At 34.1% G+C, this 21580-nt stretch carries 20 protein-coding genes and 1 tRNA gene; 4 read left to right on the top strand and 17 right to left on the bottom strand.

Features of this window, described 5'->3' with window-relative positions; translation table 11 throughout:
- Positions 1-3: 3 nt before the first annotated feature.
- From CVO_RS01670 to rimO, 5 genes are all read right to left on the bottom strand, one after another.
- Entirely contained in the window at positions 4-384 is a 381-nt protein-coding gene (locus CVO_RS01670; RefSeq protein WP_159569639.1) for an ExbD/TolR family protein, read from the bottom strand.
- A complete protein-coding gene (gene exbB / locus CVO_RS01675; RefSeq protein WP_159569641.1) occupies positions 374-817 on the bottom strand; it encodes a TonB-system energizer ExbB in 444 nt (147 codons plus the stop codon). The genes CVO_RS01670 and exbB overlap by 11 nt, the downstream gene beginning before the upstream one ends.
- A gap of 21 nt (positions 818-838) precedes the next feature.
- Positions 839-3022: a TonB-dependent receptor gene (locus CVO_RS01680; RefSeq protein ID WP_159569642.1), complete on the bottom strand. Its 2184-nt coding sequence runs from the start codon at positions 3020-3022 to the stop codon at positions 839-841.
- A 95-nt stretch (positions 3023-3117) separates the two neighbouring features.
- Positions 3118-4122 (bottom strand): tRNA lysidine(34) synthetase TilS, encoded by a 1005-nt coding sequence (tilS, locus tag CVO_RS01685; protein WP_159569644.1) that lies wholly within the window; start codon positions 4120-4122, stop codon positions 3118-3120.
- Complete coding sequence (gene rimO, locus CVO_RS01690) at positions 4115-5428, bottom strand: 30S ribosomal protein S12 methylthiotransferase RimO (RefSeq protein ID WP_159569646.1); 1314 nt, start codon at positions 5426-5428, stop codon at positions 4115-4117. Before rimO ends, tilS begins: the two co-directional genes overlap by 8 nt.
- A gap of 72 nt (positions 5429-5500) precedes the next feature.
- Between rimO and CVO_RS01695 the strand changes: the two genes are divergently transcribed.
- Positions 5501-6649 (top strand): BaiN/RdsA family NAD(P)/FAD-dependent oxidoreductase, encoded by a 1149-nt coding sequence (locus CVO_RS01695; protein WP_159569648.1) that lies wholly within the window; start codon positions 5501-5503, stop codon positions 6647-6649.
- A gap of 127 nt (positions 6650-6776) precedes the next feature.
- Positions 6777-7208, top strand: a complete 432-nt coding sequence (locus CVO_RS01700; RefSeq protein ID WP_152299894.1) for a DsrE family protein — start codon at positions 6777-6779, stop codon at positions 7206-7208.
- A gap of 152 nt (positions 7209-7360) precedes the next feature.
- On the opposite strand, the gene CVO_RS01705 is transcribed toward CVO_RS01700, so the two are convergent.
- Positions 7361-7436, bottom strand: a tRNA-Val gene (locus CVO_RS01705).
- A gap of 160 nt (positions 7437-7596) precedes the next feature.
- Between CVO_RS01705 and pckA the strand changes: the two genes are divergently transcribed.
- Entirely contained in the window at positions 7597-9183 is a 1587-nt protein-coding gene (gene pckA, locus CVO_RS01710; protein ID WP_152299893.1) for a phosphoenolpyruvate carboxykinase (ATP), read from the top strand.
- A gap of 142 nt (positions 9184-9325) precedes the next feature.
- Here pckA and CVO_RS01715 read toward each other — a convergent pair whose 3' ends face one another.
- The 10 genes from CVO_RS01715 to CVO_RS01760 all read right to left on the bottom strand — a co-directional run bounded on the left by CVO_RS01715 (position 9326) and on the right by CVO_RS01760 (position 20065).
- The gene (locus CVO_RS01715; RefSeq protein ID WP_159569650.1) at positions 9326-9889 is read right to left on the bottom strand and encodes a DedA family protein; all 564 of its coding nucleotides are present in this window, start codon (positions 9887-9889) and stop codon (positions 9326-9328) included.
- A gap of 16 nt (positions 9890-9905) precedes the next feature.
- Positions 9906-11879, bottom strand: a complete 1974-nt coding sequence (uvrB, locus tag CVO_RS01720) for an excinuclease ABC subunit UvrB (protein WP_159569652.1) — start codon at positions 11877-11879, stop codon at positions 9906-9908.
- Between the two features lie 231 nt (positions 11880-12110).
- On the bottom strand, positions 12111-12896 hold the full coding sequence (locus tag CVO_RS01725; RefSeq protein WP_152299890.1) for a CorA family divalent cation transporter: 786 nt from the start codon (positions 12894-12896) through the stop codon (positions 12111-12113).
- Between the two features lie 384 nt (positions 12897-13280).
- Positions 13281-14417 carry a cytochrome d ubiquinol oxidase subunit II gene (gene cydB, locus CVO_RS01730; RefSeq protein WP_159569654.1) on the bottom strand — a complete coding sequence of 379 codons (1137 nt, stop codon included), beginning with the start codon at positions 14415-14417 and terminating at the stop codon, positions 13281-13283.
- Between the two features lies 1 nt (position 14418).
- Positions 14419-15945 carry a cytochrome ubiquinol oxidase subunit I gene (locus tag CVO_RS01735; RefSeq protein ID WP_152299888.1) on the bottom strand — a complete coding sequence of 509 codons (1527 nt, stop codon included), beginning with the start codon at positions 15943-15945 and terminating at the stop codon, positions 14419-14421.
- A 9-nt stretch (positions 15946-15954) separates the two neighbouring features.
- Positions 15955-16161 carry a DUF4492 domain-containing protein gene (locus tag CVO_RS01740; RefSeq protein ID WP_152299887.1) on the bottom strand — a complete coding sequence of 69 codons (207 nt, stop codon included), beginning with the start codon at positions 16159-16161 and terminating at the stop codon, positions 15955-15957.
- Positions 16162-16614: 453 nt separating this feature from the next.
- Complete coding sequence (locus CVO_RS01745; protein ID WP_152299886.1) at positions 16615-17646, bottom strand: zinc-binding metallopeptidase family protein; 1032 nt, start codon at positions 17644-17646, stop codon at positions 16615-16617.
- Between the two features lie 2 nt (positions 17647-17648).
- Positions 17649-18698 carry a succinylglutamate desuccinylase/aspartoacylase family protein gene (locus tag CVO_RS01750; protein ID WP_159569656.1) on the bottom strand — a complete coding sequence of 350 codons (1050 nt, stop codon included), beginning with the start codon at positions 18696-18698 and terminating at the stop codon, positions 17649-17651.
- Between the two features lie 3 nt (positions 18699-18701).
- A complete protein-coding gene (gene rimK / locus CVO_RS01755) occupies positions 18702-19634 on the bottom strand; it encodes a 30S ribosomal protein S6--L-glutamate ligase (protein ID WP_159569658.1) in 933 nt (310 codons plus the stop codon).
- Positions 19631-20065: an ATP-dependent zinc protease family protein gene (locus CVO_RS01760; protein ID WP_159569661.1), complete on the bottom strand. Its 435-nt coding sequence runs from the start codon at positions 20063-20065 to the stop codon at positions 19631-19633. Before CVO_RS01760 ends, rimK begins: the two co-directional genes overlap by 4 nt.
- A 251-nt stretch (positions 20066-20316) precedes the next feature.
- Here CVO_RS01760 and CVO_RS01765 point away from each other — a divergent pair, with 251 nt between their 5' ends.
- Entirely contained in the window at positions 20317-20565 is a 249-nt protein-coding gene (locus tag CVO_RS01765) for a hypothetical protein (protein ID WP_152299882.1), read from the top strand.
- A 63-nt stretch (positions 20566-20628) separates the two neighbouring features.
- On the opposite strand, the gene proB is transcribed toward CVO_RS01765, so the two are convergent.
- Positions 20629-21411 carry a glutamate 5-kinase gene (gene proB, locus CVO_RS01770; RefSeq protein ID WP_152299881.1) on the bottom strand — a complete coding sequence of 261 codons (783 nt, stop codon included), beginning with the start codon at positions 21409-21411 and terminating at the stop codon, positions 20629-20631.
- Positions 21412-21580: the final 169 nt, after the last annotated feature.

A 21580-nucleotide genomic window follows, 5' to 3' on the forward strand; every position in this document is an offset into this window, starting at 1 on the left:
CGGTTAATCTTTTTCTGTAACTATTCCGAGGTTCTTAAAGTTTTTTTGTTTTAAAGTGTCTAAAAGAATTACAAAATGATCGAACTTTGCATTTTTGTCGCAATTTATATGAATAGGCGTATCGTCTTTGTAGTTACATAATTTATGTTCAACATCATCCAAGAGAACAACCGTTTTGTCAAAGAGTATTTTACCGTCTTGCTTAATTGTAATAGTTAAGTTTTTTTTATCATCCTGTTTTGCTGCTACTTTTGACTCCGGAAGATCAACAGGAATAACTCCCTTCGCAACAAAAGTAGCAGTGGTTAGAACTATTACAAGAAGAACAAGCATAATGTCTATAAAAGGCACTACATTTATTGAGTCAAATTTTTTAATTTGCATGTTTTTTCTTTTGATGAATATCCCAAAGAGCTAAAACAACTTCGATTTTTCTAGCCAAATGGTTATAAAACACCGTAGCAGGAATAGCTACCAAAAGACCCATCGCCGTAGCTTTAAGGGCAAGCGCCAAAGATGTCATAATTATCTTGACATCCAAATCGTTGCTTTGCCCCATCGCATAAAAAGTGATAATTATCCCAAATACGGTACCAAGAAGACCAATGTATGGAGCATTTGAACCAAATGTTGAGATGATGTTGATATTGTTTGTAAGAGCAATTTCAAGCTCCTCTTTTGTTTCAAAATTGCTTACATCTATCCCTTTGTAAAAGAGAAGCCTCTCAATCCAAAACCAAAAAGCGATAAAACTCATCACTCCAAGAAGCCCGATAATGCCATAATCAACAGCATCTTTAATTAGTTCTATGTTCATATATTTGCCTACTTTCTACTTTTAAAATTTTACAGATAATCCTGCTGTATATACTCTGCCTTGATTTACCGTAATTGATAAATCTTCCGCATCAAACACACCGTCTTCATTTCTGTCACCGCTTGATCTTGCCGTGTTGTAATAAAATTTATCAAAAACATTATCTACTCTTGCAAAAAGGTTGTATTGATAATCACCTATTTTGTTTGTATAGCTTGCAAGCAGGTTTACTGTAGCGTGCCCAGGTATTTTGATTTGGTTTAAATCATCCGCATAATAGTCAGACTTTGCATTTACTTCTGTTGTTAGTTTTAGCTCATTTATCGGCATATAGTCTAAGATAAGATTTAATTGATGTCTTGGAGTTCTAGGGATTTGGTTGTCAGTTGCATCAAAAAATGTAACAACAGATGTATAAGAACTACCGTCTAAATCAATACCGAAATTGTCATAGTCTGTATAGTATGCATCAAGATAAGTATATGCAAGATTAAATGACAGCTCATCAACCATTTTCCCTGTTGCAGAGAGTTCTAAACCTCTATGTCTAGCACCACCGACATTATCCCACATATCTGTAGTATCTGTATCTCCATAGTTACCAGATGTTTTCATAATAAAATCTTCTCTGTCAATCCAAAATAGTGCCGCTTCATAAGTGATCCCTTTTGCCATAGCTCTAAGTCCAATTTCATAGTTATATGATTTTTCAGGATCCAGGTCTGGATTATTTTGGGTACTTCCCCATGCACTAACATCTCCGGCGTAAAGCTGACTAACCGTTGGTGCTCTAAAGCCTGTGGAGTAGTTTGCATAAACATTGAAGTTGTCGTTTATCTTATAGTTCATTCCCAGTCTATATGAGTAGACTTTGAAATCCTCTTTAAAATTGTTATCTTTATAATCTTCGTAGTCTAGTTTAATTAAATCATAACGAAGGTTTGCAGTCGCACTTAAATCTTTTGTGATCTCCTGTTTGTACTCACCATAAATAGCGTATACATTTTCATCCGTTGTATCATCACTCTTTGCATCGCCTGCTAAGTAGTAATCAGGAGTTACAGAGTAAGATGGGTAGTATCTTATTAAAGCTTGATTGACTCTGTAAGTAGATTTATTTTCATACTCGTTAAATCTCAAATCAAGACCTAAGAGAGTAGCAAATGTATCAAACGAACTTCTGTATTCACTCTTTATACCTCTTTGTATCTGTGCATAATCATTATCATAAGTATAATCCTCATCATCAAGAGAAGGATCTGAAGCTCCGCTTCCATCTTTTGTTTGAGGCGCTGATATATATGAAGTATCATCTGTATAAACATATCCGTTTACAAGCAGGTTTGAGTTGTTGCTGAAGTCTTTAGAGTAGGTAAGAAAGAGTTTTAAGAGTTCAACATCATAATCTCTTGTATAGTCTCTGTTATCCTGATCTCCATCATAGATAGATTCTGGATTTGTTCTTGCTGCTGTTTCGCCGCCTACTGTTCCGTGTGTGTCTTTAACTCTGTCTGCATACTCAAATCCAAAAGAGAGATCGGATGTATCATCGATATAGTATTGCAGTTTACCATTTAGATATTTTGAATCATATTCAGAATCTTCCCAGAAGCCGTCAGATTTTTTTTGACTTGCCTGAATATGAAAACTCAAGTTATCATTTGCATAGCCGCTTCTTGCTAAATATTTTCTATAACCATAGCTTCCAAATTCAACCGCTCCATAATTATTGTTGTATTTTGCACCTTTTTTTGTTGTGATAATAACGGCACCAGAGAGTGCATCATCTCCAAATAGATAAGAAGCACCGCCTTTGATAACTTTGATACTCTCTACATTATCAAGGTCTATATTTACCTTTCCTGTTCTCTCAAATACCGGAACACCATCGATAACAACGGCAACACCAGGTTTTTCACCCATATACATTTGATTCTCTACACCTCTTAGGTGAATTTTTAGCGAATCACCTGAAGTATACTCTGTTGTTACACCCGGAATTGATTGTAAAAGCTGCTGCACGCTCTCTGCATGCGCTTCATCAACCTCTTCACCGCTGATGGTAGTTGTAGTGGAAACCTCTGTTTTTTTTGTGGCAAACTTGTCCTCAATAGTAGAAGATTCAACCTGAATCGTTCCTATATCTAATGCGCTGGCATTGATAGCAAGCGCACAGATTGCTGAAAGATATACCCTTTTTTTCATCTATTTACTCCATTTAAGAAAAATTTTATTTTATTGCAATGGAAGTATAATAAACAAGTGTTAATTTTGTGTTAATTTTAAGTTATAAACAAGATTTAAGAATTTAAATTTAAAAGATTTGTAACTATAAGAAAAGCTTCTTTGTCTTTGTAGAGATATGGGCGAAGTTTTGGTTCTATCTTCAAAGCTCTGCATTTCTCTTTAAATTCGCTGTTCATGCGTGATTCATTTGTAATATAAGGAGCGATAAATATAAAATTATTATCTTGGTTGACAACAAATTTTCTTCCCACTACCAAAGTTTTTTGGTTTTTTAGTAGCTCTCTCTCGTTTGCGCTTAACATATAAAGTTGTGATTTTAGGTATTTATCGATTATAAAAATATCAGCTCTTTGGTTTTTAGAACTTTTAAAGTAAGCAAACTCATTTATGCTTTTTAGCTCTACCTCTTCAATCAGTTCAGCTCTGTCTTCATCTATATAATCAAAACTTTTTTTGATTCCGCTGAGGTACTTTTCCAAAAGAGGAAGAGAGTAGTTATGTCTAAACTCATTTCTTTTTATCTCTTCATCAAAGTTGCTTGCATCTTCAAAATAGATTTTGTTATTTGCATGAAGATAAGCCAGCAGTTCTTTTTTGTCAAGATGCAGTAAAGGGCGCACAAGTGTGTAAAAATCTCTTCTTTGCTCTTTTTGCATTCCCGCTATCTCCGCACATCCCGCACCTTTGCAAAACTGCATAAGCATCCACTCAAACCTGTCTCCGAGGTGATGCGCGGTAAGAAGATTGTCGTAGTTGTGTTTTTTGATAAGATCTTCAAAAAAGTTGTATCGTATTTCGCGTGCTTTGGCTTCAAAGTTTTGCTTGATTTTTGGAGCAGTAAAAGTATGGCATATAAGATGATGCGTTTTTGCCAACTCTTTTGCATATGCAACTTCATCTTTGCTCTGCTCTCTTTTGCCGTAGTCAACAATGGCAATATCAAAAGGAATATGCTCTTTTAAAAGAAGAAAAAAAAGAGCAGTGGAGTCTGCTCCGCCGGAAAAGGCAAGGAGATTTTTTTTATCTTTTAGTTGAGATAGTGTTCTTTTTTCAAGCATTGTTCACAGTCGCTGTTAAGATACTTCCAACTTTGTCAGTGATTGTTGCTTTGTAAATTTTGCCAAATTCCAGCTCTTCATCACCGGTTTTGTCGTTTACATAAATCTCACCGTCAATCTCAGGCGCCCAGATAAGTTTTCTTGCACTAAGCAGATACTCATGTTCTTCGCTTTGAGCATCAATAACAACAAGAGTCTCTTTTCCAATCTCGTTTTTTAAAGATTTTTCTAAAGATTCAGAGGCTATTTTACCGAGTTTTTGTGCTCTTTTGTTGATAATTTTTGCCGGAATTTTTTCGCTCATCTCATGTGATGATGTTGTCTCTTCATCAGAATATGCAAAGACATTTATGCGGTCAAAGCCGAAGCTAGCGGCAAACTCACACATCTCATCAAACATCTCCTCTGTTTCCTTAGGGTGTCCTACAATAAAGCTTGTGCGCAAAAATGAATCAGGAAGCGATTTCATGTATTCAAGCAGCTCAAGCGTCTGTTTTTTGCCAAAACCTCGTTTCATTATTTTAAGCATGGTGTCGTTTATATGCTGAATAGGCATATCAAAATAGTTGTGAAATATTTTGCTCTTAGCAATGTTTTTCAAGAGTGTCAGCGTTGTTGTTGAGGGGTAGAGATAAAGAATTCTTGCACTCTTTACTCCCTCAATAAGCTCAATTCTATCGATAAGCAGACTAAGCCCGTCTTTTACATTTTGATCCCGCAAAAACGAACTGGAGTCTTGCGATACAAAGGAGAAATCCCAGTAACCTTTTGCCACTAAACCCTCAACCTCTTTAGCAATAGAATCTAAATTTCTTGAGTGTAACTTTCCTTTGAATGAAGGAATGGCGCAGAAGCTGCATGTTTGGTTGCACCCTTCTGAGAGTTTGATGTAGGCGTGGTATGATGAACCTGTCACCACACGCTCGGCACCGTCTATTAAAAATACTTCATCTGAAAAACGGCTCTTTTTTTCCTGTAAAAGTTCATCGATTTTGTCATAGTCGCCTACTCCGGTAAAGATATCAACCTCAGGCATCTCTTTTGCAAGCTCCTCTTTGTATCTCTCACTCAAACAGCCTGCCATAACCAAAACAGAGTCCTCTTTTCTGCTTTCATGAAGATTTAAAACAGTATTTATTGACTCCTCTTTTGCAGCATCTATAAAGCCGCATGTATTGACGATAATTACATCCGCTTCTTCTTGTTTGTCTGTTAGGATAAAATTTTGAAGTTTCCCTATCATTACTTCTGTGTCGACAAGATTTTTTGTGCATCCTAAAGATACTATATGAAGTTTATTGCCCATTAATTCTACTTTTTTTCAATAAATTTATTTTTTTGCATTATATCTAAAGGTGCCATAAAGTATAATTTTATTATGAAAATATATGATGTATTAATACTTGGAGCTGGTGCAAGCGGACTTATGTGCGCTTCACATCTGGATAAAAAACTTAGTGTCGGTATTGTGGATAGCAATAGTAAAATAGCCCAAAAATTAAAAATATCCGGGGGCGGAAAATGCAATATCACAAATGTGCAGCTAAGCAGAGACAATTATGACGGGGACAAAGAGTTTATATTTAATGTATTTGAGAGCTTCTCAAAAGAGGATCTGCTCAATTATCTGCATTTAAGTGGTGTTGAACCTGTAATTCGCAAAAAACGCTACTATTTTTGTAAAGAGTCTTCAGATGAGATTATTAAAATTTTTAAAAAAGCAACGAATCATGCGGATATCTTTTTAAACAGTGATATTTTATGGGTGAAAAAAGAGGGTGATATTTTTGAGATACAAACACTCAAAGAGCTTTTAAGAGCTAAAAAGGTAGTTGTTGCAACCGGCGGCAAAAGCTATAAAAGTCTAGGAGCCAGCGATATCGGTCTTGAGATTGCAAAGAGTTTTGGCATAAAAGTAAAGGAGTTTACTCCCGCACTTGTCGGCCTGACTGTTCAAAAAGAGCAGTTTTGGATGAAAGAACTTAGCGGGCTTAGCTGTGAGGTAAATATAAAGATCGCAGAGAAGAGTATAAAAGATGAGCTTTTGTTTGCACACAAAGGCATAAGCGGACCTGCTGTTTTATCAGCATCTCTTTATTGGCAAAAAGGGAGTATAACGATAGATTTTTTGCCAGAGTCCAATATTTTAGAGCTTATCAAAGGAAGCAAAAAACAGCTTAGCTCTGTAATCCCATTGCCAAAAAGACTCTCAAAAGCACTTTTAGAAGCACTGGATATAGAAGATGTAGAGTGTAAAAGAGTTACAGCTGATATAAAAGAGAAATTAAAACAGATACACAGTTATGAGTTTGCCCCGGCAGGAAACTTCGGTTTTTCCAAAGCGGAAGTTTGCAGAGGCGGAGTTTTGACAGATGAGCTAAATCCATATACCTTAGAATCATTAGATGTAAAAAATCTCTATTTTATAGGTGAAGTAGTTGATGTGACGGGTGAGCTTGGAGGATACAATTTTCAGTGGGCATTTAGCAGCGGTTATGTGTGTGCAAATGGGATTAATAATTTTTAAAAATATGTAAAATTTGAGTTATATTAGTAGAGTACATTAATATTTAATCTATAAGAAATTATTAATATAATTATAAGTTCTTTAGTATACAATTTTCGTAAAATATCTATATTTAAAGGAAAAATCAATGAAAAAAGTATTAATGAAAATCGCGTTAGCAGCGATTCTGTTAAGTCCGCTGAGTGCAGCTGCGTCACAGAGTGCAGAGAAACTTCTTTTGGTAATAACAACAGAAGATAGTCTTACACAGTTTATGGCAATGGTTTTAGGAAATCAAGTGCAAGCAAAAGGTGCAGATGTAGAAATATTGCTATGTGGAAAAGCAGGCGATTTAGCTGTCAAAGGTTCGAAAGAGATTTTACTCAAACCTAAAGATGTGTCTGCGCAGATGTTAATGAAAAAGATGATGAAAGGTGGAGCAAAGGTTGAAATATGTCCTCCATATCTTCCAAACGCAGGTAAAACAAAAGCAGATTTGATTGATGGTGTTTCTGTAGCACAACCGGCAAAAGTAGCAGACACAATTCTTGAAAAAGATACAAAAATTCTCAGCTATTAAAATAAAACTACAAGATGAGCATACCTGCTCATCAAACTCTTTTACATATTATAAAAATTCTTAGATATTTTTTCATTTTAAATTGGTGTTTATTACAAAAAAAACTAAAAGATTGAAAATAGTTAAAATAAGTGGTTGGAAGTAGTAAGTGATGGTGCTCACAACTGGACTCGAACCAGTGACTTTTACCTTGTCGAGGTAACACTCTACCAACTGAGTTATGCGAGCAAGAGCGAAATTTTACCAAAAAATACTTAAAGTAAATTTTCTATTTTAAGTTCTTCGAAAAGTTATTTAAAAATTTTATTGATATAGTATATTTACTTTTAATTTATGTTTATTAAGTGTATAATTTCATTCATAATTAAAAAGTAGCATAAGGTAAGTTATGAACTTAAAAGAGTTAGAAGAGATAGGTTTAAAAAATGTTGGTAAAGTTTATCATAACCTTAGTTATGATGAATTAATTCACCATGAGATGGAAAATAAAGAGTGTACTTTTACAAAAAAAGGTGCAAGTGCCGTTGATACGGGTATCTTTACCGGTCGTAGCCCAAAAGACAAATATTTTGTAGATCGTTACCCATCAAATCAATACATAGCATGGGGCGATGTTAACCAAAAAATAAGCGAAGAGATTTTTAATGAACTTTTGGAACTTTCAAGAGAGCAGCTCTCAGGTAAAGATTTGTATGTAACCGATGTGTATAGCGGTGCAAGTGAAGCTTCTAAAAAATCAATCCGTTTTATAACTGAAATAGCATGGCAGTCTCATTTTGTTAAAAATATGTTTATTCGTCCCACTGAAACTGAGTTGGAGAGTTTTAAACCGCAGTTTACAGTATTAAGCGCTTGCAAGGCTGTTAATGAAAGATGGAAAGAGCATGGATTGAACTCTGAAGTGTTTGTACTTTTTGACATTGAAAATAATATGGCAATTATTGGTGGTACATGGTATGGCGGTGAGTTGAAAAAAGGAATTTTTTCAATGATGAATTATTGGCTGCCGCTTGAAGGCAAACTCTCTATGCACTGTTCTGCAAATGTTGGAGAGCGTGGCGATACTGCACTTTTCTTCGGTCTTAGCGGAACAGGGAAAACTACTCTCTCTACCGATCCGCATAGAAGACTTATCGGTGATGATGAGCATGGTTGGGATAATGACGGTGTGTTCAATTTTGAAGGCGGATGTTACGCCAAGGTTATTAACCTTGATGGAAAAAGTGAGCCTGAAATTTATAATGCTATAAAACCCGGTGCGCTTCTTGAAAATATCGTAATGGATGAGGAGGGTGAAGTAGATTATGAAGATTCAAGTAAAACTGAAAATACCCGCGTCTCTTACCCGATAGAACATATTCCAAATCATGAATCTTCTTTATGTGCCGGGCATCCGGAAAATATAATTTTTTTAACTGCTGACGCTTTTGGCGTTCTTCCTCCGGTCTCAAAACTTACTCGTGAACAAGCAATGTACTACTTCTTAAGCGGATATACTGCAAAAGTTGCAGGAACTGAGCGCGGTATTACAGAGCCTGTTGCAACATTTAGTGCTTGTTTTGGAGAGGCTTTTTTACCACTTCATCCAACGGTTTATGCGAAGCTTTTAGGTGAAAAGATTGATAAGCATGGTGTAAATGTATATCTTGTAAACACTGGCTGGACTGGTGGAAAGTATGGCGTGGGACATAGAATGAGCATCAAAGACACTCGCGCGTGTATCAATGCAATTTTAGACGGAAGCATTAAAAACAGTGAATTTGACACTACAAAAACATTTAGACTTCATGTTCCTACAACTCTAGGTGATATAAATCCAGAGATATTAAATCCTCGCAATGCGTGGAAAAATAAAGATGAATTTGATACAACAAGAGATACTTTAGCTAAAATGTTTATTGAAAATTTTAAAAAGTATCAGACTGAAGATAGCGAGTTTGATTATTCTACTGCAGGACCTAAAATAGAAAATTAGTCATTGATTCAAAAGTGAAGAGGTTCACTTTTGAATTTTATTTAACTTTTTTCTTTCTAAAGAAACTCAGTTCCTTCGTTTTCTAAAGAAGCTAATTCTTACGCTTTCTAAAGAAGCTAATTCTTACGCTTTCTGAAGAAACTCAGTTCCTTCGTTTTGTGGCATGTGTCATGTACAACCATAAAGACCCACCAAGAACCACGAGTATAAGAGGCGCTATCCAAGGTTTGTCTCCGACTAACTCTGCCATCTTTACTAAAAAACCTCCTGAATAGTAACTTCCAATACCAAATATTAAAGCCCATGCTGCAGCGCTCAATATATTTAAAATTGCAAATTTTTTAAAGTCATATTTTGTTAAGCCGATGGCAATCGGTATAAGTGTTTTTATGCCATAGACAAATTTTTGAATTAAGATTATCCATGAGCCGTTTTTTTTCATCATAATATGTGCTAGAGCTAGTTTTCTTCTATGTTTGCGCAAACCATCCATCATCATTGTTTTTTGGTATCTTGCCATGTAAAAAAGTAAAAAATCTCCGAGCGCATTTGCTGTAAATGCTATAAAAATGGATAAGCTTAAATCCATTTTACCCATAAATGACAAAACTCCTGCTCCGATAAGGGCTATAAAACCACCGCCTAGCGAGTAAAGAAAAAGTCCAATGTATCCATATGTTGCTAAATTGCTAAATGTATCTTCCATTTTAAATATTGCTTTCCTAAAGTTTTTTTATTTTTGTTATTTCATCACGAAGTCTTGCTGCTTCTTCAAAATTTAACTCACGAGCAGCTTCTTTCATTTTAATAGAGAGCTCTTTAATCATTGCTTTTCTCTCTGACGGCGGTATTTTATCCATTTTTTTATGTTTTTGGTAAATATTTCCGTAATCTTCTACTTTTAGATTTTCATCAAGTTTGCGAATAGTCGTTGTAGGAGTTATACCGTTTTTTTTGTTAAATGCTTTTTGTATTTCTCTTCTGGCATTTGTTGTATCTATAGCTTTTTGCATTGAACGGGTTATTTTATTTGCGTATAAAATAACTCTTCCGTTTGAGTTTCTTGCTCCACGGCCGATTGTTTGAATAAGAGCAGTTTCGCTTCTTAAAAATCCCTCTTTGTCTGCATCTAATATTGCTACCAAACTGACTTCAGGCAGGTCTAGACCTTCACGAAGAAGATTGATTCCGATAAGTACATCAAACTCTCCCTGGCGAAGTGAACGAATAATCTGATTTCTTTCAATCGTATCTATATCTGAGTGCATATACTGTACTTTTATGCCTAAGTCAGCTAAGTATTTTGTAAGTGCTTCTGCCATTTTTTTCGTTAGAACTGTTATAAGAACGCGCTCATTTTTTATGATTATTTTTTTTATCTCATCGTGGATATCTTCTACTTGATTGGTAGATGGTTTTATTTCTAGCACCGGGTCTAAAAGACCGGTTGGACGGATAATCTGCTTTGCACAAACACTTGAGAGCTTTATTTCATACTCCGAAGGTGTTGCAGAAACAAAAAGATAGTGAGGTGCTTTATTAATATACTCATCAAGCATTAAAGGACGGTTGTCAAGCGCACTTGGCAGACGAAATCCATACTCTACCAAAACTTCTTTTCTGGCTCTGTCTCCTGCATACATGCCGCGGTATTGCGGAAGTGAAACATGTGATTCATCAACAATTACGAGATACTCTTTATGGTGCAGAGCAAAGTAATCAAGCAGAGTGTATGGAGCTTCACCCGGTTTTTTGTTTGTAAGCAGTCTTGAGTAGTTCTCAACCCCTTTGCACATTCCAGTCGTTTGAAGCATCTCAAGGTCAAACTCTACTCTCTGTTTTAGACGCTGATATTCAACAAGTTTGCCCTCTTTTTGAAAGTAAGCAAGCCTCTCGTCGAGCTCCTCTTCTATGCGTTTTATTGCCACAGCCATTTTCTCTTGACTTACGCTAAACTGTGAGGTTGCATAGATGGTAAAACTTTTGTGCTCTTCAAGCTTTTTGTTGTCTATTACATCAAAGGTGTAGATAGCTTCTATCTCGTCGCCGAAAAACTCTATGCGGATGGCTTCTTGCTCAAAGTAGGGCGGAAATACATCCAAGCTCTCTCCGTTTACGCGTATATGCCCGCTGTCGAAGTAGGTGTCGTTTCGGCTGTAACCCATCTCGACAAGACGAAGCAGAAGTTTTTTTTGTGCTATTTCATCACCGACAGCGATGGATTGCACCATGCTTTCATACTCCTCGGGGTCTCCCAGCCCGTAATTTGCTGAAACTGAAGCTACGACAATAACATCATCGTAAGAGAGAAGATTCGCGGTTGAAGAGAGGCGAAGACGCTCAAGTTCATCATTAATGGCACTATCTTTTTCTATAAACAGATCTTGACGAGGAATGTACGCCTCTGGCTGATAATAATCATAATATGATACAAAGTACTCTACATGATTTTTTGGAAAGAATTGACGAAACTCACTGTAAAGCTGAGCAGCAAGAGTTTTGTTATGCGTCATAATAATGGTCGGCATCTGCACTTTTTCTATAACACTTGCCATAGTATAGGTTTTACCGCTTCCTGTAACACCTTCTAAGGTTTGGTAACGATTACCCTTAAGAATGGAATCACTTATGGTTTTAATGGCTGTAGGCTGGTCGCCTGCTGGCGAATAATCTGAATAAATTTTAAATTTTGACATATGAAATTATATCTGAATAGCTTAATGTTATGGATAATGATAGTTGCTTTCTCTTGCCCTTCTTTTTTGTGTTGAGCTGTTTTTTATATAAAATTAGATTAGACTTAAAAATATTAGATAACTATAAAGTAATTAGAAATATAAAAGTTAAATAAGATAAAATTACTCTGATTTATTTCTCCTTCTAAAATAGGTTTTTTCAACCTATTTTAGTAATAATCTTTTTTATCCTCAAACTTTCTTTTTTAAAAAACTTATAGCTCCTGCAGTTATTGCTAATAAGAAGAGTATTAGAATCATAACATTTGTTGTTCCGTCTGTTGTATCTGTAAATGGTAAGCCGCTTGTATTCATACCAAAAAATCCTACAACCAGATTTAAGGGTAAAAATATAGCCGATATCATTGTTAGGTTGTAGACGAGAGAGTTCATTTTTTCATTTGTTCGTGCACTGTAAAAACTATAAAGATAATCAAGTTTAGAGAGTTGCAGCGTAGCAGATCTTAATGTGCGCTCCATATGTTCATGTAAATCTATATAATGATTTATAGGAAAATCATCACTCTTTTCATAATGCTGAATTGCTTTATTCATAGTAAAAGATGCATGGAATAATGTTCTTTCAACTCTTACTATATTGCGCTTAAGTTTTAGCCAGTTGTTCATAAAAGAAGTTGTTGTTTTGTTTAAATATAGAGACTCTTCCATATCTGCAATCAAATCACGATAATTTTCAAATGATTCTAAGAGTTCATCTACCATCTTGTCTAATATTTTATATGGAGCTTCAAAACGACTCTCTAATGTTTTAAAGACTCTATTATCTCTGTCGTAGAGATAACTGTTCTCATTTGTAATTATAAATCCTGTGGAAATTACCTGTAGCTCTTTATAAATAACAGGAAGTCTGACAATTAACATGTCATATCCTTCATTTTCGTCAAATATTGACGGATGTGTTTCGTTTTGTAAATCTTCTAAATGAAGATTGTCTATTAGATTGTAAATATTGCTCATTGTATTTTTTTAGTCGGATTTCGCATAAAATTCAACTCCCTCTTCTTAAAGCCTTTTAAGGCTTAAAAACTGTTTCGCAACTACTTCTATATATTTTTCTCTCTTTTAAAATATATAAATTCTTAAGCATAATAGAAGAGATGCAATAAAATCAAGCTTATTATAAAAGTATATAATTTTTTTACTATCTCTTCTTATAAACGATAACATAATTTTGTCATTTTTTTATTTCATTTTATAAAAATTTTAAAGAGGGGCGTTTTTACCCCTCATTTTCTTCAAATTTCATTACATTTTTAATTGAAAATTTGTATCCCAAATAGATTATTATAGGCCAAAGGCTAAACCATGTTAGTCCGTATGTATATTCCATTGTCTTGTCTCCTAGTAGTTGTGTGCATTTGGAGATTCAATCTCCTCTTTGGTTATCTTTACTCTGTCCATTAAGTACCATGCATAAGCGATATATGCTAATACAAATGGCACCATTAAAGAAACATAACTCATTGCCATAAGTGTATAATGACTTCCCGAACTATTCATAATTGTTAAAGAACTTTGCAAATCATAAGTTGATGGATAGTAAGCTGTATTATTAAAACCTAAGCTTGTTAAAAGTGCTGTTACGGTTAAAACAACGCCTATACCACCTGTTTTGATACAAGATGTTTTTTTGAATGCAATAGTATTAAACACAGATATAATAACCATAATTATTCCTATAATAAATAGAGTTAAAAGAATCGGCATATCTAAGAAATTATAAAAATATTTATATTGCTGCATAAAAACAATACCACTTTCATTTATTGCAAATCCATCTTTGGTAAAAATCCATCCTATAAATCCTAAAAAGAAAAGCAAAAATAAAAGCATATTGATTTTTATTGATGAAAGTGCTTTTTCTCGGATCTCCTTATGATTAATTATATTGATAAAATACATTGCACCGGTAATTTTAGTAAGAAATACCAGTGCAAACCCTAAAAGATAGTTCATTGGATTAAAAAGTGCTTCTAAACCACGAAGTGGATTTTGCCAATGAGAAAAGAAGTTTGAATCAATTTTAAATTCACTGCCGCTAAAAAAGGTAGCAATTGCCACACCCAGTAAAAATACTCCTAAAGTTCCATTTATATATAAAAATACTTCATAGGTTTTTTGTCCTAAGAAATTATCCGGTTTGCTTCTATACTCATAACTTACTGCTTGAATAATAAAGCAAAAGAGTATTGCGAGCCACACCCAGTAAGCTCCGCCGAAACTCGTTGCGTAAAAGAGAGGAAATGCTGCAAAAAGTGCCCCGCCAAAAAGAACAAGAGTAGTAAATCCCAATTCCCATTTACGCCCAATAGCGTTGATTAACATTGTTTTTTCTGTCTCATTTGTAGATAGTTTGTAAATTAGAGTTTGTCCACCCTGAACAAACATCATAAAAACAAAAAGACCACCTAAAAGCGAGATCACAAACCACCAGTATTGTTGAAGTGTAAGTAAATCTAAATCACCGAATCCTACCATTTTAGTGTCCTCCATCCGGACCAATTTTTATTTGTTTGGTCATAATTTTTATTTCTGCAATAAGCAGTGTTGTGAAAAGTGTTGCAAATAAAAAGAAACTTATCATTACATTTGTTGTAGATATATGTGTTGCTGCAATGCCGACTGGCATTAAATCCTGAATTGCCCATGGTTGACGACCAACTTCAGCAACAACCCATCCAGCCTCACCGGCTATATATCCAAGTGGAATTGACCAAAAAGCCGCTTTAAGCAAAAGAGGATATTTTTGAATCTCTTTTTTTGTAAGGAAAAAAAGTACAAAAGCAAAAAGTATAATAAACCAACCGCCAAGCCATACCATGATATGAAATGCGTAAAAAGTTGTAGCAACCGGTGCTACTATATCTTCAGGTTTTTTTAAATATCCATATCCAAAGTACGGCATATACTCTTCAAGCGTTGTCTGTGCAGCTTTGGAAGCTTCTTCATTTGCATCTTTTTTTGCCTCTTTATAGCTTTGTAGTGCTTCAAGAGCAATTTTGCCTTTTTCTATTTTTTCTGCCGCTCCCATTATGTTATATTTTTCATTTCCATATACTAAATCTTCTAAGCCCGGTACAAAAGCATTCGTTTTATGGTAGCTTAAGATTGAAAGAATATAAGGTATCTCTATATCAAAAAGGAATGGATTTTCGTCATTGTTAAGAGCTTTATTTGGATTAAGCAGACCAACTGCAACAAGTCCAGCTCCCTCTTTTCCTTTATATAGTCCCTCCATCGCTGCGAGTTTTACGGGTTGTTTATGCGCTACTTGATGTGCTGATTCATCTCCGCTTAAAGCTAAAAACAAAGAGGTAATTAGTCCAAATGTGGCACCTACAAGCATCGATTTTTTTGCAAATACTACATCGCGATTTTTGAGAAGATACCAAGAACTGACTCCTACTACAAAAAGGGCAGCCATAACATAACCACTTCCAAGAGTATGGAGAAATTTACTAACTGCAACGGGAGAAAAAAGTATATCCCAAAAGTTCATCATCTCATTTCTTACAGTATTTGGATTGAAGTGCATTCCAACAGGATATTGCATCCAACCGTTTGCCACTAAAATCCAAAGTGCTGAAAGATTTGAACCAATCGCAACAAGCCAAGTGGACAAAAGATGAAATTTTTTATCTACTTTATCCCATCCAAAAAACATAACGGCAAAAAAAGTCGATTCCATAAAAAACGCTAAAATTCCCTCTACAGCCAGCGGCGCACCAAATATATCACCTACAAACCAGCTATAATTTGCCCAGTTTGTACCAAATTCAAATTCCATAATTATTCCGGTTGCTACACCAATTGCAAAATTAATAGCAAAAAGTGTCATCCAATATTTGGTTGTTTTTTTCCAAAAATCACTTCCGGTTTTGACATACATTGTTTCCATTATTGCTACTATAAATCCAAGTCCCAAAGTCAGGGGCACAAAAATCCAGTGATACATAGCCGTAAGTGCAAATTGTGCACGACTCCAGTCAATTAAAGATTCTTCCATCTTTTTCTCCTATTTTAATCTCAAGTTTTCATAAACGAAATTTATTTTTTCGTCATATGTTTTATACTCTGTTTTAAAATTCTTGTTATGAATAAAGTAGTTTAAAAAGAGCAAAATTACCACCAGTTTTATAAAGATAATTTTCCATAAAGTTTTTCCTATTGTCATGCTTTTGAAGCCATTGATATAAAAACTAAAAATCTTCTTGATACTCATGGTTTAACCTCATATTTTTTAACTTTTTGAGTCAATATACTTAGAGAGCTTAATAATTTTGATACAACACTTTCTAAGATATTTTTTATTTAGTCTCCAGCTGCTTAAATAAGATCATAATCTTAGAAGTTCTATAAATCTTCAAGTTATGATTTTTTTGACATTCTAGTTGACAACAAAGTTTTATAAATTAATAAATCGAATAAAAAGGAGAGTAAATCCTTTTTTTTTAATTTATTGCATCAATAATAACGCACATATGTTCAAAAGTCAATAAAATGTCAAAAAATTGTCAAACAAGATTTGAAAGGAGCTAAAAAGTTACTTTCTAAAAATTTATTTTATTTATCAATTTTTATTATTAAAAGTGTTATTTGTGATTGATTTGAAGTTTATTTTAGAAATATTGTAATAATAATTTGCATAATATTTAAAGGTCTCAATATTTATATATCATTTTATGTATATTTTTTTTAAAATAGTAATTATGCTCTCAACTGATTTTTTTGTTGTTGTTTCATGTACTGTATGGTAACCTATTGTCGGTATTTGTAGAGTTGTTCCTTGAATCTCTCCCTTGGTTGCATAAATCAATCTTCCAAGTTCTGTTGTTCCGAGAGAGCTGATTGTGCCATTTTTAGCCATTTTAGCTTTTAAATAGTTATCTTTAAAATTGTATTTTATCTTCTCTTTTATAGCAATTTTCTTGATTTTATTTTTTAGAGGTGATCTAAATACGGCATTTGAATCTCTGTTTCTCATAACTATATCTATATTTTTAATCTCCTCCAAAGTAGGGTAGGGACTTGTGTCAAGCACAAGCAGCTCATCTGTTTTTATATCAAAACGCTTAAACCACTCCATCAAAAATCTCCAGCTTCTGCCTGCCTCTTCAGAAGCAGTAAAAAAAGCGGTGCCTTGATAGCCAGCAGTGTACATATAGATAATAACAGCAATGCTTATGACATTATCTAACTGCGCAGATATTAAATCGCCATTAATTTCAAGTTTGTCTGTAAAGGCTATAGGCGTTCCTGGAAAAAGATAATCAAAACCATCTATTTTAAAAAGAATATTATTTCTTCTTTGACAAAGATACGCATCTTTTATAGAGCCAAGCCCTAAATAGTTTCCCGACCAAGGCTCATATGCCTGAACTTTTTCATCAACAAATCTTGCCGTAAAATTGTGCAACAATTGCTCTGAGTTCGAATCACCGGTTAGATCTGCTTTATTTTTTGCAATAAATGCAGCATACTGAAACTCATTATGGCCGGTGCAAATAAGTCCATGTCTATCTGCGTGAGCGGAGATATAACCACTATTAGGCTCTTTCCCTTTTGCTACAAGTACACCGTCATAGTATTCAACTGTTACACCAATTTCTTCAAGTTCTCTTTTTATAAACATAAAAAAAGGATGCTCTTCTCCTACAACACTAGGTATGCGAATAAGTTGTTTTAATATATCATAAAACAGTTCCATCTTTATTCTATTATCTCCTCATCATTAAGCTCGAAGAATTCGCTTGATTCAATAACATTTTCATTAAAGTACTCAATTTTGTTTTCTGCAACTTCAAGATTTCTAAATTTTGCTATATGAAAAATAGCATCTCCCTCCTGCACTAAAGGGATTTCTGATTTTCCGATTATAACTCCGTCAAAAGGCGCTTTTAACTCAAAACTTTTATCTCCCAGGGGTTCATCAATGAATGCAACTATCTCATCTTTGCGCACCACATCTCCAAGTGCTCTTATTGTTCTTAGCATGCCGCTTTCTATTGAGCGTATCCATTGAGTATTTCTTGTGATTATTGGAGTTTTTTGACCTCTTTTTTTTACTACTTTGGGAAGCATACCGTTTTCTCTAAGCACATTTATTATACCATGCACTCCAATTCTAATAGATTTTTCATCAAATCGTAAAGCTTCGCCTGCCTCATATAGAAGTATAGGTATACCTTCTTCTTGAGCCACAGCTCTAAGTGAGCCGTCTCTTAATTCAGAGTGCAGTACAACAGGAGCTTCAAAAGCTTTTGCAAGTTTGAATGTATACTCATTTTCGATATTTGTTCTAACTTGAGGCAGATTTGATTTATGAATCGAAGCAGTATGCAGGTCTATTCCCAAATCACACTTTTTTACTATTTCATCAAAAAAAATTTTTGCAACTCTGCTTGCAAGGGAACCTTTTATGCTTCCGGGAAAACTTCGGTTTAGATCTCTTCTGTCGGGTAGATATCTTGAGAGTGTCATAATTCCATAAACATTGACGATAGGAACCAATAAGAGAGTTCCTCTGATTTTTTTTAAAATGTCTAATTTTCTCAGTCGTCTTATTATCTCTATACCATTTAGCTCATCGCCATGTATTGCAGCACTTATAAATACAACAGGTCCCTCTTTTCTCCCTCTTATAACATGAACAGGAAGCTGTGTAGGAGTATTGTATAATTTTGGCAATTCAAGATTTATGGTTAAATTAGCACCTTTAGGTATCTCTTGATTACCTAAAATCAACCTTGTATCGGGCATTTTTTAAGCTCCAATGCTATCTTTTTTTAATTTTCTTTTTTTTGCATTCATTTCATTTTTAGGAGCTACATTTTTTTCAATATAGCTCATGATTTTTCCGGCTATATCAATTTTTGTAGATTTTTCAATTCCCTCTAGGCCGGGAGAGGAGTTTACCTCCATTACTAACGGGCCTCTTGATGAAGGTATCATATCGACTCCGCAGACTCCAAGTCCCATCGCTTTTGCAGCGGCTAATGCCATCGCTTTTTCTTTTCTTGAGAGCTTATGTGCAGTTGCACTTCCCCCTTGATGCAGATTTGATCTAAAATCACCCTCTGCTCCCTGTCTTTTCATTGCACCTACTACTTCACCGCCTACAATCAAGACTCTTATATCAGCTCCGCCTGCTTCTTCTATATACTCTTGAACAAGCAGGTTTACATCCATCCCGTAAAATGCGTCAAGTACAGATTTTGCAGCTTTTTCACTGTCAACCAAAACTACACCAACACCTTGTGTACCCTCAAGTATTTTAAGAACTAAAGGTGCGCCACCGCTAAGTTTTATAACATCTTTGGCGCTTGATTTATTAGATGCAAAAACAGTTTTTGGCATGTCGACACCATTTTTAGATAAGATTTGAAGACTTCTTAGTTTGTCCCTGCTTCTTTTAATTGCCAAAGAGCCTGTAACGGAAAAAACATCCATCATTTCAAAGTGTCTAACCATTGCAGCACCATAAAATGTTCTGCTTGCTCCAATTCTTGGGATAATAGCATCAGGAGTCGGCAGCTCTTTACCTAAATAGTTGATTTTAAGTTCATCTTTCATAATTTCAATACTACATTTCAGGTAGTCAATCACTCTTACTTCCCATCCTCTTTCCTCGGCAGCTTCAACTAATCTTTTAGTAGAGTATAACTCTTTGTTTCTTGATAATATATAGACTCTCATTTTTCTTCCTGTTTAGATTTTGTAAGATATTTTTTTGAAACATCAACTAAAAATTTATTCGCTAAAAATTTTCTTCCTATTAACATGGGATATTTCATATCTGAACGGTTAGTTAATGATATAACAGTAGTGTACTCTTTTCCAAAAAAATTAACTTTTACACGAATTGAAGGTCTCTCCTGAAGTTTTCCGTTTGAACTCCTTATCTTTTTCATTTGATAAAGAGGTATTTGCATTTTTTTTCCGTGATATGCTTCATGAACTTTATCGAGTAGTTTAAAATGCACAATATTATTTTCATCTACAAATATATCATCACAATGCAGAGCATTTGAATCTGCACCAGTATCTATTTTTGCATCTAAATCATAAAGTTGTAAATCAATAATAGAAATGATCTCTTTCGCCCCAATAATTTTTTTTTCCGGCATAAAATAAATCCTATCTTTTATATAAATTATAGCATATATAATAGTAAAAAATTTATAATTTTATTGATGAATAACTGTTTAAAAAAATAAAATTTTAAAGTTATTTTTAGCAAAATTTTTTTTTTTTGAGAGTATAATTTTATATAAAATTTAGGTTTAGGTTAAATAGGCTTGAATGCCAGTAGTAGTTATGTGAAAGCATCATTGATCCACAACAAAAGGGGTGGAATATATTTGTTAAAAGGGCAAATGTGACATTTAAAGATTTAGAATTTGCATTAGAGTTAAATGGTGTGATGAAAGAAGATATTGATTATATCTTAGATTTTAGTAAAAAAAATGGTATCGATATAGAGCTGCTTGATGATGAGCTCAATAAAATGGGATATGAGAGAGTGCTTGAAAATGAGTTTGATGACTCTTGGGATGATGATGAAGATGATTATGATCATATTGAGAAGTTTCCAAATAGAAGTAAGTTCTCAGAAGATTATGATTAAAAATAAGTAATGTTCGTATCGGCAGCACAGCTACATGTTGCCGATAATTTTTATCAGAAGAGTTTATTTCTCTTTTTTTGTTTTAGGTTTTGGTTCAAATAGAGTTCCTAGAGTATGTTTACCCTCTAGAAGAAATGATTTTGCAGCACTTAAATCAAAGCCATTACATAAGAACATTCTTTTTTCTCGCTTTATTAAAAAATCAGCCGCTTTAAGTTTTGTTACGATTCCACCTGTTGCAAATTCATTATTTGCAGTAGAGGTGTCATTGAGTACATTTTCCGGTAATTCATTTATAGTTTTGTAAAGTTTGGCATCTTTAAATTCTTGAGGATTTTTATCATAGTATCCATCAATATCGCTAAGTATTACTAGCAGTTCGGCATTCGTTGCATAAGCTACATTTGCCGATAATTGATCATTGTCTCCAAAGAGCTGCTCTGGCGTAGAAGTAATATCGTTTTCATTTACAATAGGCAAAATATCATTTTCTAGATGCGCATCGATAATCTCTTGAAACATTTTAGTTCTTTTTCTTGAGTCAAAATCATCCTCAGTAAGTAAAATTTGAGCTGTGGTAATATCATAAATATCAAATTTCTTTTTGTAAGAAGTCATTAAGATTGGCTGTCCGGTTGCAGCGAGCGCTTTTTTTCCAATTTGTTTTCTTTTATCAAGCTTAAGTATAGAATATCCTGCAGCAACCGCACCAGAAGTAACCAATATAACATCATATTTTTTCTTTAACATAACAATTAATGTAACAAGATTAAGCATTCGCTCTTTGGCGATATTATTATCTTCTGTTAAAACTGCCGTACCGACTTTTATAACTATTCTTTTCATATAATTCCTTTATATTCATTAGAAAACTCTATCCATATTTGAATAATTTTTTAATAATTTTTAAGATTATAAGAGCTTCTCGCGGGCATTATATCAAGTCAAAGATTTAATTTATATTATATAAGTTGCTTTTAATAATATAAAAATAAATATTATAAAAAAAATCATA

Source organism: Sulfurimonas sp. CVO, from assembly GCF_009883775.1.
In the GTDB taxonomy this organism is placed as follows: Bacteria; Campylobacterota; Campylobacteria; order Campylobacterales; family Sulfurimonadaceae; genus Sulfurimonas; species Sulfurimonas xiamenensis.

Excerpts from the sequence above, each read along its gene's own strand:
- CVO_RS01670 (WP_159569639.1), bottom strand. The coding sequence starts at position 384 with ATGCAAATTAAAAAATTTGACTCAATAAATGTAGTGCCTTTTATAGAC.
- exbB (WP_159569641.1), bottom strand. The coding sequence starts at position 817 with ATGAACATAGAACTAATTAAAGATGCTGTTGATTATGGCATTATCGGG.
- CVO_RS01680 (WP_159569642.1), bottom strand. The coding sequence starts at position 3,022 with ATGAAAAAAAGGGTATATCTTTCAGCAATCTGTGCGCTTGCTATCAAT.
- tilS (WP_159569644.1), bottom strand. The coding sequence starts at position 4,122 with ATGCTTGAAAAAAGAACACTATCTCAACTAAAAGATAAAAAAAATCTC.
- rimO (WP_159569646.1), bottom strand. The coding sequence starts at position 5,428 with ATGGGCAATAAACTTCATATAGTATCTTTAGGATGCACAAAAAATCTT.
- CVO_RS01695 (WP_159569648.1), top strand. The coding sequence starts at position 5,501 with ATGAAAATATATGATGTATTAATACTTGGAGCTGGTGCAAGCGGACTT.
- CVO_RS01700 (WP_152299894.1), top strand. The coding sequence starts at position 6,777 with ATGAAAAAAGTATTAATGAAAATCGCGTTAGCAGCGATTCTGTTAAGT.
- pckA (WP_152299893.1), top strand. The coding sequence starts at position 7,597 with ATGAACTTAAAAGAGTTAGAAGAGATAGGTTTAAAAAATGTTGGTAAA.
- CVO_RS01715 (WP_159569650.1), bottom strand. The coding sequence starts at position 9,889 with ATGGAAGATACATTTAGCAATTTAGCAACATATGGATACATTGGACTT.
- uvrB (WP_159569652.1), bottom strand. The coding sequence starts at position 11,879 with ATGTCAAAATTTAAAATTTATTCAGATTATTCGCCAGCAGGCGACCAG.
- CVO_RS01725 (WP_152299890.1), bottom strand. The coding sequence starts at position 12,896 with ATGAGCAATATTTACAATCTAATAGACAATCTTCATTTAGAAGATTTA.
- cydB (WP_159569654.1), bottom strand. The coding sequence starts at position 14,417 with ATGGTAGGATTCGGTGATTTAGATTTACTTACACTTCAACAATACTGG.
- CVO_RS01735 (WP_152299888.1), bottom strand. The coding sequence starts at position 15,945 with ATGGAAGAATCTTTAATTGACTGGAGTCGTGCACAATTTGCACTTACG.
- CVO_RS01740 (WP_152299887.1), bottom strand. The coding sequence starts at position 16,161 with ATGAGTATCAAGAAGATTTTTAGTTTTTATATCAATGGCTTCAAAAGC.
- CVO_RS01745 (WP_152299886.1), bottom strand. The coding sequence starts at position 17,646 with ATGGAACTGTTTTATGATATATTAAAACAACTTATTCGCATACCTAGT.
- CVO_RS01750 (WP_159569656.1), bottom strand. The coding sequence starts at position 18,698 with ATGCCCGATACAAGGTTGATTTTAGGTAATCAAGAGATACCTAAAGGT.
- rimK (WP_159569658.1), bottom strand. The coding sequence starts at position 19,634 with ATGAGAGTCTATATATTATCAAGAAACAAAGAGTTATACTCTACTAAA.
- CVO_RS01760 (WP_159569661.1), bottom strand. The coding sequence starts at position 20,065 with ATGCCGGAAAAAAAAATTATTGGGGCGAAAGAGATCATTTCTATTATT.
- proB (WP_152299881.1), bottom strand. The coding sequence starts at position 21,411 with ATGAAAAGAATAGTTATAAAAGTCGGTACGGCAGTTTTAACAGAAGAT.